At 63.0% G+C, this 12,854-nt stretch carries 14 protein-coding genes; 7 read left to right on the top strand and 7 right to left on the bottom strand.

Annotated elements, in window-relative coordinates; genetic code table 11:
• Nucleotides 1–63: 63 nt before the first annotated feature.
• From GGC65_RS19005 to GGC65_RS18990, 4 genes are read right to left on the bottom strand one after another with little or no spacing between them, the layout of a single operon-like run.
• Nucleotides 64–513 carry a hypothetical protein gene (locus GGC65_RS19005; protein WP_192648591.1) on the bottom strand — a complete coding sequence of 150 codons (450 nt, stop codon included), beginning with the start codon at nucleotides 511–513 and terminating at the stop codon, nucleotides 64–66.
• A complete protein-coding gene (locus tag GGC65_RS19000; protein WP_192648590.1) occupies nucleotides 510–1,394 on the bottom strand; it encodes a pirin family protein in 885 nt (294 codons plus the stop codon). The genes GGC65_RS19005 and GGC65_RS19000 overlap by 4 nt, the downstream gene beginning before the upstream one ends.
• Complete coding sequence (locus GGC65_RS18995) at nucleotides 1,394–1,768, bottom strand: cupin domain-containing protein (protein WP_192648589.1); 375 nt, start codon at nucleotides 1,766–1,768, stop codon at nucleotides 1,394–1,396. Before GGC65_RS18995 ends, GGC65_RS19000 begins: the two co-directional genes overlap by 1 nt.
• The gene (locus tag GGC65_RS18990) at nucleotides 1,765–2,043 is read right to left on the bottom strand and encodes a BolA family protein (RefSeq protein ID WP_225940911.1); all 279 of its coding nucleotides are present in this window, start codon (nucleotides 2,041–2,043) and stop codon (nucleotides 1,765–1,767) included. The genes GGC65_RS18995 and GGC65_RS18990 overlap by 4 nt, the downstream gene beginning before the upstream one ends.
• A gap of 77 nt (nucleotides 2,044–2,120) precedes the next feature.
• On the opposite strand from GGC65_RS18990, the gene GGC65_RS18985 reads away from it, so the two are divergent.
• The 3 genes from GGC65_RS18985 to cobS all read left to right on the top strand — a co-directional run bounded on the left by GGC65_RS18985 (nucleotide 2,121) and on the right by cobS (nucleotide 4,246).
• A complete protein-coding gene (locus GGC65_RS18985; protein ID WP_192648587.1) occupies nucleotides 2,121–2,714 on the top strand; it encodes a J domain-containing protein in 594 nt (197 codons plus the stop codon).
• An 11-nt stretch (nucleotides 2,715–2,725) separates the two neighbouring features.
• A complete protein-coding gene (locus tag GGC65_RS18980; RefSeq protein WP_192648586.1) occupies nucleotides 2,726–3,163 on the top strand; it encodes an ester cyclase in 438 nt (145 codons plus the stop codon).
• A 93-nt stretch (nucleotides 3,164–3,256) separates the two neighbouring features.
• Nucleotides 3,257–4,246: a cobaltochelatase subunit CobS gene (gene cobS / locus GGC65_RS18975; protein ID WP_192648585.1), complete on the top strand. Its 990-nt coding sequence runs from the start codon at nucleotides 3,257–3,259 to the stop codon at nucleotides 4,244–4,246.
• Between the two features lie 4 nt (nucleotides 4,247–4,250).
• Here the strand turns inward: cobS and GGC65_RS18970 are convergent, their stop codons facing one another.
• On the bottom strand, nucleotides 4,251–5,312 hold the full coding sequence (locus GGC65_RS18970) for a DUF5694 domain-containing protein (protein WP_192648584.1): 1,062 nt from the start codon (nucleotides 5,310–5,312) through the stop codon (nucleotides 4,251–4,253).
• Nucleotides 5,313–5,464: 152 nt separating this feature from the next.
• On the opposite strand from GGC65_RS18970, the gene GGC65_RS18965 reads away from it, so the two are divergent.
• A complete protein-coding gene (locus tag GGC65_RS18965) occupies nucleotides 5,465–6,655 on the top strand; it encodes an alpha/beta hydrolase (protein ID WP_192648583.1) in 1,191 nt (396 codons plus the stop codon).
• Between the two features lie 4 nt (nucleotides 6,656–6,659).
• Here GGC65_RS18965 and GGC65_RS23600 read toward each other — a convergent pair whose 3' ends face one another.
• Both GGC65_RS23600 and GGC65_RS18960 read right to left on the bottom strand, forming a co-directional pair.
• Complete coding sequence (locus GGC65_RS23600) at nucleotides 6,660–6,791, bottom strand: hypothetical protein (RefSeq protein ID WP_264081030.1); 132 nt, start codon at nucleotides 6,789–6,791, stop codon at nucleotides 6,660–6,662.
• A complete protein-coding gene (locus GGC65_RS18960) occupies nucleotides 6,788–7,981 on the bottom strand; it encodes an MFS transporter (protein WP_225940909.1) in 1,194 nt (397 codons plus the stop codon). Before GGC65_RS18960 ends, GGC65_RS23600 begins: the two co-directional genes overlap by 4 nt.
• 231 nt (nucleotides 7,982–8,212) lie before the next feature.
• On the opposite strand from GGC65_RS18960, the gene cobT reads away from it, so the two are divergent.
• The 3 genes from cobT to GGC65_RS18945 all read left to right on the top strand — a co-directional run bounded on the left by cobT (nucleotide 8,213) and on the right by GGC65_RS18945 (nucleotide 12,804).
• Nucleotides 8,213–10,036 (top strand): cobaltochelatase subunit CobT, encoded by a 1,824-nt coding sequence (gene cobT, locus GGC65_RS18955; RefSeq protein WP_192648581.1) that lies wholly within the window; start codon nucleotides 8,213–8,215, stop codon nucleotides 10,034–10,036.
• Nucleotides 10,037–10,113: 77 nt separating this feature from the next.
• Nucleotides 10,114–10,875 carry an FRG domain-containing protein gene (locus GGC65_RS18950; protein ID WP_192648580.1) on the top strand — a complete coding sequence of 254 codons (762 nt, stop codon included), beginning with the start codon at nucleotides 10,114–10,116 and terminating at the stop codon, nucleotides 10,873–10,875.
• Nucleotides 10,876–11,157: 282 nt separating this feature from the next.
• Nucleotides 11,158–12,804 carry an acetolactate synthase large subunit gene (locus tag GGC65_RS18945; protein ID WP_192648579.1) on the top strand — a complete coding sequence of 549 codons (1,647 nt, stop codon included), beginning with the start codon at nucleotides 11,158–11,160 and terminating at the stop codon, nucleotides 12,802–12,804.
• Nucleotides 12,805–12,854 lie beyond the last annotated feature (50 nt).

Below are 12,854 nucleotides of genomic sequence, written 5' to 3'. Positions count from 1 at the left end.
TCTTTTCGAAACCAATCTGGCGGCGATCGCTGCGGCTGGCAAGCTGCAACAAATGGCGGGTCGCTATTCTTCGGGCGTCAGATTCTCGTCGTCCTGCGGCAACGTCTTGAAGATCGGCCATTCGCGCATGTCGCCGCCGCTGATGCAACGGCGCGACGACAGCTCGGTCTCGCCGCGCCACACATGGAGCCCGCCATAATAGCGTTCGGGCGTGCTGCCCTCCTCGGTCATGCCCATGCTCGGCGCAGACCAATGGGCATAGACGATATAGCTATAGTCGCCGCTGACGAAGCGCAGCGTCTGGTCCTCGGCGCGCGGATAGAGCCGCCGGTTATAAAAGACGCGCCGGCTCGCGGCATCGGCGACGATGCGGAGTTCGGCCTTGTCTTTCGTACCGTAACGATAGACGAGCGCGTCGCCCTCTTGCGTCACCGTGAGTTGCTTCGCGCCAAAGCTGCAGTGGAAGACCGGTTCTGGGGCCGCCGCGAGCGCCAGCGCGAGCAGCAGGCTCACGGATAGCTGACCGTTTTCGGCACCTCGGGGATCGGGATGAATTCCTCGCTGTCGCCGGGGACGAGCGGGAATTTGCGTTCCTTCCAGTCATGCTTCGCCTGGTTGATGCGATCGCGGCTCGAGCTCACGAAATTCCACCAGACATGGCGCGGCGTCTTGAACGCCTCGCCGCCGAGTAGCATCACGCGCGCATCGCTTTCGGCGCGGAGCGTCATCGCCTGCCCGGGTTTCAATATGTAGAGGCTGTAGCGTTCGAGCCGCTCGCCATCGAGGCTCGCATCGCCGAGCGCGACGAGCACCGCGCGCTCGTCGGCCTCGGCATCGATCGGCATCGTCGCCCCAGCGTTCATCAGGATATCGGCATAGATCGTTGCGGCATGCTGGGTGATCGGCGCGGTCGCGCCCCACAGGCTGCCCATGATGACGCGCGCCGACACGCCATTATCCTCGATCAACGGCAGATCGTCCTTCGCGACATGTTCGAACGCCGCGTCGATCTCCTCCTTGCCGTCGGGCAAGGCGAGCCAGGTCTGCATCCCCGAAATGCCCGATCCGGTCGCGCGTTCGGCGGCCGGGGTGCGCTCCGAATGGACGATGCCGCTGCCCGCGGTCATCAGGTTGCACGCGCCGGGGCGGATCGTCGCGAAGGTGCCGAGGCTGTCGCGATGGTCGATCGCGCCCTCGAACAAATAGGTCACCGTCGCGAGGTTGATATGCGGGTGCGGGCGCACGTCCATGCCGCGGCCGATGTCGAAATGCGCGGGGCCGAACTGGTCGACGAAGATGAAGGGGCCGACCATCGTGCGCGCCTTGTTCGGCAGGGTGCGGCGCACTTCGAAGGCGCCGAGATCGTGGGTCGAGGGGGTGATGATGTCGAACATCAATCGAGCCTTTCCAATGCTTTGCGTGTTTTTTCGGTTTCGACATTGCCGGTGTTCCGTGTCGAATTGGGTTCGAGCAGCAACACATGGCATTCACCGTCCAGCGCCTCGGGACAATGTTCGGTACCGTGCGGCACGATGATGAATTCGCCGGGTTCGACAATCACGTCGCGGTCGCGAAACGCCATCTTCATCCGACCCGCGACGACGAGGAAGAGTTCGTCCTCGATATCATGATGATGCCAGTCGAACTTGCCGTCGAGTTTGACCAGCTTGACCTGAAAATCGTTGATGTCGCCCGCGACGCGCGGGTTCCACACGTCGGGAATTTTCGCAAAGGCGGTGGCGAGGTTCACCTTGTCCGGCATCGTCATTCTCCCGGTGCGGTCGCCTTGATCGCGAGCGCGTGGACGCGCTGGCCCGGCATGTCGCCAAGCGCCTTGTTCACCGCGCGCTGGCGCGCGACGCGGTTCATCTCGGCAAAGCCCGCCCATTCGATCGTGAGGCTGAAATGCGACTCGCCGCTGCCGTCGTCGCCCATATGGCCGTGATGGCTGGCGCTGTCGTTGTTCAGGACGAATTTTGCGTCGGGAAAGGCTGCGCTGAGCAGGCTTTCCATCTCTAGCTGTGCGGGACCTTTGCTGCTCATGGGGTTGACCATAAGCGCTTCGTCGCCAAATTATAAGGCCTCCCAAAGGTCAGCCTCCCCGATTCCGAAAGCCTATTGTGCCGTCTCCATCCCGCCCTTCCCGTTTTCATGGCCGCGTCCCCCGCACCGAAGCCTGCGCGGTGTCCGGATGCCGCGAGCCCGGCGAATTTCGCGCGCCGTTGGCGTGGACGCGCTCGCCCGACGGCCCGCCGCAATATCGCTGGCTGTGCCTCGACCATGTGCGCGAATTCAACGCGGGCTATAATTTCTTCGAAGGCATGACCGCCGACCAGATCATGGAGGCGCAGTCGCCGACCGCTGGCTGGGAAACCGAAAGCCGCACCTTCCGCCCGGCGGGTAGCGCCGACCTGCCGCCGCGCTGGGCCGATTTCCGCGACCCGATCGACGCGCTGGGCGCGCGCTTCCGGCAGCGGATGGACGAAGCGCGGCGCGACGCGAAAAATCCCGGGCTGTCGCGCGAGGAGCATGCCGCGATGCAATTGCTCGCGCTGCCCGCCGACGCCGACCGTGCGGCGCTGCGCCGGCGCTATAGCGAACTGGTGCGCAAATATCATCCCGACCGGAATGGCGGCGATCGTAGTTTCGAAGCACGGCTGGGTGAGGTAGTCGAGGCGTATCAGCTGCTGAGAAAGACCAAAGCGTTCGCATAGGGAGAGGCACGATGACCGACCTGAACGAAGCACGGATCGAAGTGGTGCGCCGCCATATGGCGCTCGAGATCACGCACGACTGGGACGGCGTCCTCGCGACCTTCGACCATCCGCGTTACGAATTGATGGGCCCCGGCACGATCTTCGACGGCGAAGCGGCGGTGCGATCCTATTTCGCGACATCGCGCGAACCCTTTCCCGATCAGGCGAACGAGGTCATCGCGATCGCCGCCGACGAAGGCACGAACACGGTGCTTGTCGAATTCTGGCTGACCGGCACGCATCTCGGGCCGCTGAAACTCGGCCTCAGGACGATCGAGCCGACGGGTAAAACGTTCCGCATCCGCATGGCCGCAAGCTTCGAATTTGCGGCGGGCGGCGACAAGATCGTCTGCGAACGTCCCTATTATGATCAGTCGGCGGTGATGAAGGCGCTTGGTTTGTTCTGAAAAGGCGTTGCAAGCCGCAACCCATGACGATACCGCGACGGCGAAGCGCCGCCTGACGGCGACTCTCCCTGACCATATCGCTGGACAAGAGACATGACCGATATCCCGAACAGCCTTCCCGACCACCACGGCTCGACGCTCCTTTCGGCGCCCGATGTCGAGGTCGATGCACGCGAGGTTTTCGGCGTCGATATCGACATGAAGGTGCCGGCTTTCAGCGAGGCCGACGAGCGCGTTCCCGACCTCGACCCCGCCTATGTCTTCGACGGCGACACGACGCTCGCGATCCTCGCCGGCTTCAAATACAACCGCCGCGTGATGGTGCAGGGCTATCACGGCACCGGCAAATCGACGCATATCGAGCAGGTTGCGGCACGCCTCAAATGGCCGTGTATCCGCGTCAACCTCGACGCGCATATCAGCCGTATCGACCTTGTCGGCCGCGACGCGATCGTGCTGCGCGACGGCCAGCAGGTCACCGAGTTCCGCGAAGGCCTGCTCCCCTGGGCGCTGCAGACCCCGACCGCGCTCGTCTTCGACGAATATGACGCGGGCCGCCCCGACGTGATGTTCGTGATCCAGCGCGTGCTGGAGACCGAGGGCAAGCTGACCCTGCTCGACCAGAACCGCGTGATCCGCCCGAACCCGCATTTCCGCCTCTTCTCGACGGCGAACACCGTCGGGCTCGGCGACACGAGCGGGCTCTATCATGGCACGCAGCAGATCAACCAGGGCCAGATGGACCGCTGGAACATCGTCGTCACGCTGAACTACCTGCCCGCCGCGACCGAAAGCGCGATCATCCTCGCCAAGGTGCCGAACACCGACGACACGACCGTCGCCAATATGGTCAAGGTCGCCGATTTGACGCGGCAGGGCTTCATCAACGGCGATATCTCGACCGTGATGTCGCCGCGTACGGTGATCAGCTGGGCGCAGAACACCGCGATCTTCAACAATATCGGCTTCGCCTTCCGCCTCTCCTTCCTCAACAAATGCGACGAGGCCGAGCGGATGATCGTCGCCGAATATTATCAGCGCGTGTTCGGCGAAGACCTGCCCGAAAGCGTGATCGGCAAATAAGCCGTCACTTCAAGATGGTCGCGGCATCCACTAGCCGGATGTCGTGCATCATGTTGAGGTAAGCCTCGAAATAGCCCTTGTGCGATGCGCCGACGATCGCGAGCGTGCGGGCGCCGGGACGGACCGCCATCGCGGCGCGGATATTAGCCACCATGCGCAGGTTTCGCGTTTCCCACCAGCCGGTGTAGCGGCGGCCATATTGCTGCGAACTGGTGTCGGCGAGCGCGGCGCCGAAATCGCTGTCGAACGCCTGTCGCATCATGGCGGGATCATTATACGCGCGGTACATTGCGAGCACGCCCTCGTCCTCGAGCTTTGCCGCGATCGCCTTTTCGGCGGCGATGCGCTCCTTCACGACCGGATTGTCCCATATCCGCTGGAGCGTGGCGCCATAGCCCGGATCCTTGTCGAGCGAAGCCGTGACGCCGTCGGCGCTATGGTCGTCGGTCGCATAGACGCGTTCGAGCCCGAGCCGCGCAGCCAGCGCCGCGCCGATCAGGAAATTTTCGTTGCGGCGCGTGCGCAGCTTTTCCAGCTCCGCGACGAGCGTCGGGTCGAGGCTGTCACCGGCGCGCCGTTCGCCGATGGGCAACCGCAGCCATTGCACGAGCGCCGACGCGGGCTCGCCGCCCGCAAGGAACAGCGCGGCAAGGCGGCGGCGATCGGCGGGCGCCGGGCTCCCCGGCCAGGCGCCGAGCAACTTGTCGGCTTCGACCGTCGCGGCGACCATGTCGAGCCCGACGATCTTTTGCGCGGCGCTGGGGTCCCAGCAATAGTCGGCAGCGCCGGGATAAAGCGGCTTGTAGCGGATCAGCAGCTCACAATCGGTTCCCGAAAGCCCTTCGATCGTGATGATCGCGGGCTTCCAGGTGGCAAGGCGCGCAAGCAATGGATCGAGGCTTTCGGGCTTGAAACCATCGGGCAGTCCCGACAGGTGCGGCGTCCCGAGCACGAGCAACTCGCCGGGCGTCCCCGCGACATTGTCCTTGAGCCGGCCCGGATCGAACGGCGGCGTGTAGGCCGCGGGCGCGACCACCGTCAGCAGCAAGGCAGCGAAAGCCGTCATAAATCCCTCCCTGTGGACACACCGCGCAAACAGCGAGCAACAGGAATAGGCGAAGTGTATTATTCGATCAACACTCTTCGGACGGTCGCTTTTCGGCTTCCAAAGCCTCTTCTCCTCTGCCAGCGTCGCACGATGTTTCAGGTTTTTCAAAGATGAAGCACGCCCTGTTGGCTGCACTGGCCATCGTCCCGCTCACCGGATGCAGCATCGCGGCGGTCGATTATGGCAAGATCCGCCACGCCGATTATGTCGCCGACCCGCGCTGCACCGCGCAGCCGGGCGCGGTGGTCGATGGCGAGGCGCTGCCCTATTTCTTCGCGACGAGCCGCCTGCCCGATTGCCGCACGCCCGAAATCGAACTGCTCCGCCATCGCGGCGACCATGTCCGCTACGGCCGTTTCAACGCGCCGCGCGAGGTGATCGTCGGCAAGAAAAAGAAGCAACTCGCGCCGCTCGCCTTTCAGACCTCCTCCGACTGGTGGCGCGCGCTGCAAGCCGAAACCGACCGCAAGCAGGGCCGCGTGCTGCTCTATATTCACGGCTATCGAGAAAATTTCTCGACCACCTCGAAGGACGCCGCGCAGATCGCGCGCATGACGGACTTCGACGGACCGATCATCGAATATAGCTGGCCGTCGCAGGGCAAGGTGCTGAGCTATGTCGTCGACGAGACGAACATGTATCACGACGTGCGCAACTTCCGCGATTTCCTGAAGACACTCGCCGAACAGACATGGGTCAAGGAGATTGTGATCGTGTCGCACTCGCTCGGCGCGCGGCTAGTGATCCCCGCAATCTCCTATGTCGACCGTACGTCGAGCAACGCCGACAGCAGCAATATCTCGAACATCATTCTCGCCTCGCCCGACATCGACCGCGAGACGTTCGAGCGCGACATCGAGGACGAGGTCTTGTCGGCGCGGCGTGTTGCCAACAACCGCCGGATCACCGTCTATACCTCGCGCGCCGACAAGGCGCTCGCTGCATCGCGCGCGCTCCACGGCTATCCGCGATTGGGTTCGCCCTATTGCTTCGATCCGTTCGAGGCCGCCGATCTGAAGGCGAAGGGACTACCCGAACGTTGCTATCCCGCGTCGCGTCCGGGCCTCACCGTCGTCGATACGACCGACGTCTCGCGCGGATCGACCGGGCACAGCAATTTCCTGCGCAGCGCGGTCGCGTGCCGAGACTTCATCGACGTCGTCGCGAACAAGCGCACGCGGCCCGAGCGCGTCGCGACGCAGTGGGCGCATGTGTTCCGGCTTCTTCCCGACCCCGCGGTGCCCAAGGACGGCGACGATGCAATCTGTCACCGCACCCCCGAGGTTGAGGAACCACAGTGAGGCCCTAAAAGCCGCACATGATCGCGAAATTGGTGAGCCATACGACCGGCCCCTCGCCGGTCCACAGCCACAGACCTCCCGCTGCGACAAGAGCGAACAGCGCGAGCGCCACCCAGTCCTGCCGCGCGATCCTCATGCGGATTGCAGCCGTTTGACCGGCGCGTCGGCGATCGGCAGGTGGACGAGCCCGGCGAACAGGCCGAGCGCGATCGAAAAGCCCCAGGCGATATTATAGCTGCCCGTGGCGTCGAAGATCAGTCCTGCGGTGTACGCGCCGAAGAAGCTGCCGAGCTGGTGGCTAAGGAAAACGATGCCGTAGAGCATCGACAAATAACGGATGCCGAAGACACGCCCGACGATGCCGCTGGTGAGCGGCACGGTGCCGAGCCAAAGGAAGCCCATCGCGGCGGCGAAGGCCAGTGCGCTCGCGTGGCTGAGCGGCGTGAAGAGGAAGAGCGCGATCACCGCCGAGCGCGCGGTGTAGAGCGCCGACAGCACATATTTCTGACGCAAGAAATCGCCCGCGCGGCCAAAGACGTATGAGCCGAGGATGTTGAACAGCCCGACGAGTGCGAGCACTTGCGCGCCGATTTCGATGCCGAGCCCCTTGTCGTCGAGATAGGCTGGCAGATGCGTCGCGATAAAGGCGATGTGGAAGCCGCAGACGAAGAAGCCGGCGTTGAGCAGCCAGTAACCGCGGTGGACGGCGGCCTCGCGCAGCGCTTCCCGCGCGGTCTGTTCCTCGACCTGCAGCGTCCCCGGCGTATCGGTGCGGCCCGAAACGCCGATCGCGAGCAGGCCGCAGAGCGCGACGAGGCCTGCCATGATCCACAAGGTTTCGTGATAACCGATGTTGCCGAGCAGCATCGACGCCAGCGGCACGACGAGAAATTGCCCAAGCGAACCGCCGGCGGTGACGATGCCGAAGGCGCTGCTGCGCTTTTCGGGACTGACGACGCGGCCGACGGCGCCGAGCACGACAACGAAGGTCGTCGCCGACTGCGCCATGCCGATCAACAGGCCGAAACTGATATGCAGCCCGATCGCGTCGGTCGCGAACGCCGCGCCGATCAGCCCGAGCGCATAAAGCAGCGCCCCGCCGAGCACGACGCGTCCCGCGCCATGCTTGTCGGCAAGCGCGCCGACGAAAGGCTGGACGAGACCGAAGAGCAGGTTCTGGAGCGCCATCGCGAGGCCGAAGTCGGAACGGCTGATACCGATATCGACGCTCATCTGTGGCAGGAACAGTCCGAACGACTGGCGGACGCCCATTGCAAGCGTGACGATGAACGCCGCGCAGAGGATGACGATCCAGGGCTTTTTCATGGGGGAGATTGTGGGGGAGGACATAGGGCGCGGATGCTCTTCCGGCCGCGCGAGGTCAAGCGAGCTTAGCTAGGGCCTCGCTTACTCCTCCTTTCGTCACCCCGGACTTGATCCGGGGTCCATTCGGCCGACGAAGCCATGGACCCCGGATCAAGTCCGGGGTGACGATTATTGTATGCGCCTCCTCATCCTCTTCCTTCCCACGCCAAAGCTGGTTAGAGCCGACTCGAAATGTCCACCCACTCTCCCCTCGACGATTTCAAGGCCGCGCTGTCGAGCGTCGCGCGCGCGGTGACGCGCGATGCTGAGGTCGAGGTCGGTTTCACCGCCGACGCGCCCGCGCAGATCGGCAAGGCAATCAAGGTACCGACGCCGTCTCGAACTCTGCCCGCCGATCAGGTCGCCGAGGCACGCGGCTTTGCGGACAGCTATGCTTTGCGCATGAAGCACCACAGCGAGAAATTGCACGCCGCGGCGCGCCCCGCCGAACCGCTCGCCGCCGCGGCGTTCGACGCGATGGAGCGCGCGCGGATCGAGGCGCTGGGCGCGCGCCATATGGATGGCATGCGCAGCAACCTTTCGGCCAGTCTCGCGATGCGAATGCGCAGCGACCCGATCAGCCGCGCGCAAGGCCGCGAGGATGTGCCGATTTCGAGCGCGCTCGAGCTGATGCTGCGCGAGGCGCTGACCGGCGACCGCGCGCCGCAGGGGACCGAAACCGGCCTGTCGCTGGTGCGCGAATGGATCACCAACGAAGCCGGCGGTGACCTCACCGCAATGTCGATGCTGCTCGACGATCAGGCCGCCTTTGCCGAAACCGCGAAGCTCGCGCTCCGTCACCTCGACCTCATCCAGAGCGACGAGCCGCTGGAGGAAGGCGCCGAAGACGGCGGCGATCAGGACGAGACCGAAGCCGAAGACTCACCGGAAGAACAGGAAAGCGAAGACGGCGGCGCGGGTGAATCACAGGTCGATGCGCGCGCCGAGATGGCGGGCGATCAGGCCGACGACGGCGACAGCGATCCTGACGCGCAGGAAATGGAAGCCGACGGCGAGCCCGAAATGGGCGGCGAAGGCGACGAGGGCATGCTGCCCGTACGCCCCAACCGCCTGCCGAGCGACATTCCCGATTTCAACTATCTGCGCTTCACCGAAAAGCATGACGAGATCATCGCCGCGACCGAGCTTTGCGATGCCGACGAGCTGACCCGGCTGCGCGCCTATCTCGATACGCAGATGCAGCATCTGCAGGGCGCGGTGACCAAGCTCGCGAACCGGCTCCAGCGGCGCCTGATGGCGCAGCAGAACCGCGCCTGGGATTTCGACCAGGAAGAAGGCCAGCTCGACGCGGCGCGGCTCGCGCGCGTCATCGTCTCGCCCGGCCAGTCGCTCAGCTACAAGGTCGAGCGCGATACCGACTTCCGCGACACCGTCGTCACGCTGCTCATCGACAATAGCGGCTCGATGCGCGGGCGGCCGATCAGCATCGCCGCGATCAGCGCCGACATTCTTGCGCGCACGCTCGAGCGCTGCGGGGTGAAGACCGAGATCCTCGGCTTTACGACGCGGACGTGGAAAGGCGGGCAGAGCCGCGAGGATTGGCTCGCCGCGGGACGCCCGGCGCATCCCGGCCGCCTCAACGACCTCCGCCACATCATCTACAAGCCCGCCGACGAACCCTATCGCCGCGCGCGCAAGTCGCTCGGGCTGATGATGCGCGAAGGGCTGCTGAAGGAAAATATCGACGGCGAGGCGCTGATGTGGGCGCACCAGCGCATCATCAACCGGCCCGAGGAACGCCGCATCCTGATGGTCATCTCCGACGGCGCGCCGGTCGATGACAGCACGCTGTCGGTGAACCATGGCGCCTACCTCGACCAGCATTTGCGACAGGTCATCGAATGGATCGAGAATCGCTCGCCGGTCGAGCTGTGCGCGATCGGCATCGGGCATGACGTGACACGCTATTACAGCCGCGCCGTCACGATCATGGACGCCGAGCAATTGGGCGGAACGATGGTCGAGCAACTCGCGGGGCTGTTCGACGTCGATTAGGGCCCGTCGCTATTCGTGAATTGCCTATCGAACATTAACATCCGCAAATCATTCAATAGTGGAGAGGGGGAAAAGATATGGGGATCTTTCAAGGAGAAAGGGAAATCTCCAAAAATATCTCCCAAGTTGGCTGCGGATCTTGGGCGGAGTTTCGAGGCAAGATAGTGACAGATTTTTTCGCGGACGGATTGTTCCGGAAGGGAGAATATCTGTTCCGTGGGCAAGGGTCTGACGAATGGAGGCTCAGCACGACCTTTGATCGATGGTTCGACGGCGCAAGGGCCCAAAAAGACGTCGTAGCCGATCAATTACTCCAAGAGTTTGCGGCCGAATGCGAATTGGAGGAGATGCCGGATTCACTGCGGAATGATCAAATGGCGATGCTCGGCCTTGGGCAACATCACGGTCTCCCGACCAGATTACTTGATTGGACGGAAAGCCCGTTCGTCGCGGCGTTCTTTGCTTTCAGCGGACACGTTCGCCGGGGAATTAGTCTCGAAAAATATGTCGCTGTATGGGTTCTAGACAGCAAAAATGCGGCGTGGAGCGAGTCTTCGGGTTGTCCGATTGTAAAAGTGCCAGCCGTCTGGAACCCCCGAATAAAGAACCAGTTTGGTAAATTCACATACCTGAAAAATCCCGTAAGCTCTCTGGATGAGTATGTGGCGCAGTTTGAGCAAGGGGAAGTCTCCCTCACAAAGTATACGATACCGACGCGCGATTTCCGCGTCGCGATGGCTGAACTGGATTCGATGGGGCTGTCTCATGCAAGAATATATCCCGGTCTTGAAGGATATGCGAGAGCTGCAGAAGTTCGTGTTACGCTAGGACGCTCCTGAAAGATCGCCGCCTCCTAAATCACCTGGCCGATCCTCCTTTGGAGCAACCGCCCCGCTTTGCATTGTGACAAATCTCGTCGAATGAAATCAAAGCAGGCTTTCCGGGTGAAGCAAGGGCCGGCAGGGTGACAACCCCTTTCGCCCTCGTTACAAACCCTTCCCGATGCAGCAGGGACTCGCGGCCTGTGACGAGCGCCGCTGCAACGGACATTGTGCTGAGGGGTCGCCGGCATAACTTGGGGCCGCACCGTTGGGGTGCGTGGCTGAGGGGGCGACTGTAGCATGAAAAAAGCATCCGACCTGTTCATCGAGTGCCTGGAAGAAGAAGGCGTCGAATATATTTTCGGCGTTCCGGGCGAAGAGAATCTCGACTTTCTCGACAGCCTGTCGCGCTCGACCAAGATCAAGCTGATCCTGACGCGCCACGAGCAGGGCGCGGGCTTCATGGCCGCAACTTACGGCCGCCATACCGGCAAGACCGGCGTGTGCCTTGCGACATTGGGGCCCGGCGCGACCAACTTCGTCACCGCTGCCGCCTATGCGCAATTGGGCGGCATGCCGATGATGATGATCACCGGGCAAAAGCCGATCAAGAAATCGAAACAGGGTCGCTTCCAGATCCTCGACGTCGTCGCGATGATGGGACCGATCACCAAATATACCCACCAGATGGCGTCGTCGGACAATATCCCGAGCCGCGTGCGCGAAGCATTTCGTCTTGCCGAGGAGGAAAAGCCCGGCGCAGTGCATATCGAGCTGCCCGAGGATATCGCCGACGAGCATACCGACAGCCTGCCGCTGAAGCGCAGCCACTCGCGCCGGCCGACCGCCGACGTCAAATCGATCCGAGAGGCGGTGAAGGCTCTCGAGGAAGCAACTTCGCCCGTGCTCGTGATCGGCGCCGGCGCGAACCGCACGATGACTGGCCGCATGCTGCTGCAGTTCATCGAAAAGACCGGCATTCCCTTCCTGACGACGCAGCTCGGCAAAGGCGTGATCGACGAGCGCCACCCGAAATTCCTTGGCTGCGCCGCGCTGTCATCGGGCGATTTCGTCCACCGCGCGGTCGAGGCGTCGGACTGCATCGTCAACCTCGGGCATGATGTCATCGAGAAACCGCCCTTCTTCATGCAGCGCGGCGGCCCGACGGTGATCCATGTGTCGAGCAAGACCGCAGAGGTCGATCCGGTCTATTTCCCCGACATCGAGGTGATCGGCGATATCGCCAACGCCGTGTGGCAGATGAAGGAGGATATCGTCCCGAACGGCGGGTGGAAATTCGATCACCTGCTCGCCTATCGCAAGGCCGAGGTCGAGCATACCGCGCCGCTCGCGAAGGACGAGCGTTTCCCGATCTTCCCGCCGCACCTCGTCCAGTCGATCCGCGACGCGATGCCCGACGACGGGATCATCTGCCTCGACAATGGCGTCTACAAGATTTGGTTCGCACGCGGCTACACGGCGTACAAACCGAACACGGTGCTGCTCGACAATGCGCTGGCGACGATGGGCGCGGGGCTCCCGAGCGCGATGATGTCGGCGATGGTCTATCCGGGGCGCAAGGTCATGGCGATCTGCGGCGACGGCGGCTTCATGATGAACAGCCAGGAGATGGAGACCGCCGTCCGCCTCGGCCTCAACATCACCGTGCTGATCCTCAACGACAACAGCTATGGCATGATCCGCTGGAAACAGGCGAATATGGGGTTCAAGGATTGGGGGCTGACCTATGGCAACCCCGATTTCGTGAAATATGCCGAAAGCTATGGCGCGCACGGGCATCGCGTCGAAAGCGCGGCTCATTTGAAAGAGCTGCTGGCGCATACGCGCGATACGCCGGGCGTCCACCTGATCGACTGCCCAGTCGATTATTCGGAGAATGACCAGATCCTCAATATCGACATCAAGAAATTGTCGAAGGAGCTGTAATCTTTGGTATCCCTACCCCGGCGAAAGCCGGGGTCCTATATCCCGCACTG

Source organism: Sphingopyxis sp. OAS728 (assembly GCF_014873485.1).
Lineage (GTDB): Bacteria > Pseudomonadota > Alphaproteobacteria > Sphingomonadales > Sphingomonadaceae > Sphingopyxis.
Note: the sequence above shows the minus strand (reverse complement) of the source record. Positions and strands in the feature narration are given on the sequence as shown.

What these genes read in the sequence shown, in the direction of transcription:
- GGC65_RS19000 (WP_192648590.1), bottom strand. Translation starts at nt 1,394, where the DNA reads ATGTTCGACATCATCACCCCCTCGACCCACGATCTCGGCGCCTTCGAA.
- GGC65_RS18995 (WP_192648589.1), bottom strand. Translation starts at nt 1,768, where the DNA reads ATGACGATGCCGGACAAGGTGAACCTCGCCACCGCCTTTGCGAAAATT.
- GGC65_RS18990 (WP_225940911.1), bottom strand. Translation starts at nt 2,043, where the DNA reads ATGAGCAGCAAAGGTCCCGCACAGCTAGAGATGGAAAGCCTGCTCAGC.
- GGC65_RS18980 (WP_192648586.1), top strand. Translation starts at nt 2,726, where the DNA reads ATGACCGACCTGAACGAAGCACGGATCGAAGTGGTGCGCCGCCATATG.
- cobS (WP_192648585.1), top strand. Translation starts at nt 3,257, where the DNA reads ATGACCGATATCCCGAACAGCCTTCCCGACCACCACGGCTCGACGCTC.
- GGC65_RS18970 (WP_192648584.1), bottom strand. Translation starts at nt 5,312, where the DNA reads ATGACGGCTTTCGCTGCCTTGCTGCTGACGGTGGTCGCGCCCGCGGCC.
- GGC65_RS18965 (WP_192648583.1), top strand. Translation starts at nt 5,465, where the DNA reads ATGAAGCACGCCCTGTTGGCTGCACTGGCCATCGTCCCGCTCACCGGA.
- GGC65_RS23600 (WP_264081030.1), bottom strand. Translation starts at nt 6,791, where the DNA reads ATGAGGATCGCGCGGCAGGACTGGGTGGCGCTCGCGCTGTTCGCTCTT.
- GGC65_RS18960 (WP_225940909.1), bottom strand. Translation starts at nt 7,981, where the DNA reads ATGAAAAAGCCCTGGATCGTCATCCTCTGCGCGGCGTTCATCGTCACG.
- cobT (WP_192648581.1), top strand. Translation starts at nt 8,213, where the DNA reads ATGTCCACCCACTCTCCCCTCGACGATTTCAAGGCCGCGCTGTCGAGC.
- GGC65_RS18950 (WP_192648580.1), top strand. Translation starts at nt 10,114, where the DNA reads ATGGGGATCTTTCAAGGAGAAAGGGAAATCTCCAAAAATATCTCCCAA.
- GGC65_RS18945 (WP_192648579.1), top strand. Translation starts at nt 11,158, where the DNA reads ATGAAAAAAGCATCCGACCTGTTCATCGAGTGCCTGGAAGAAGAAGGC.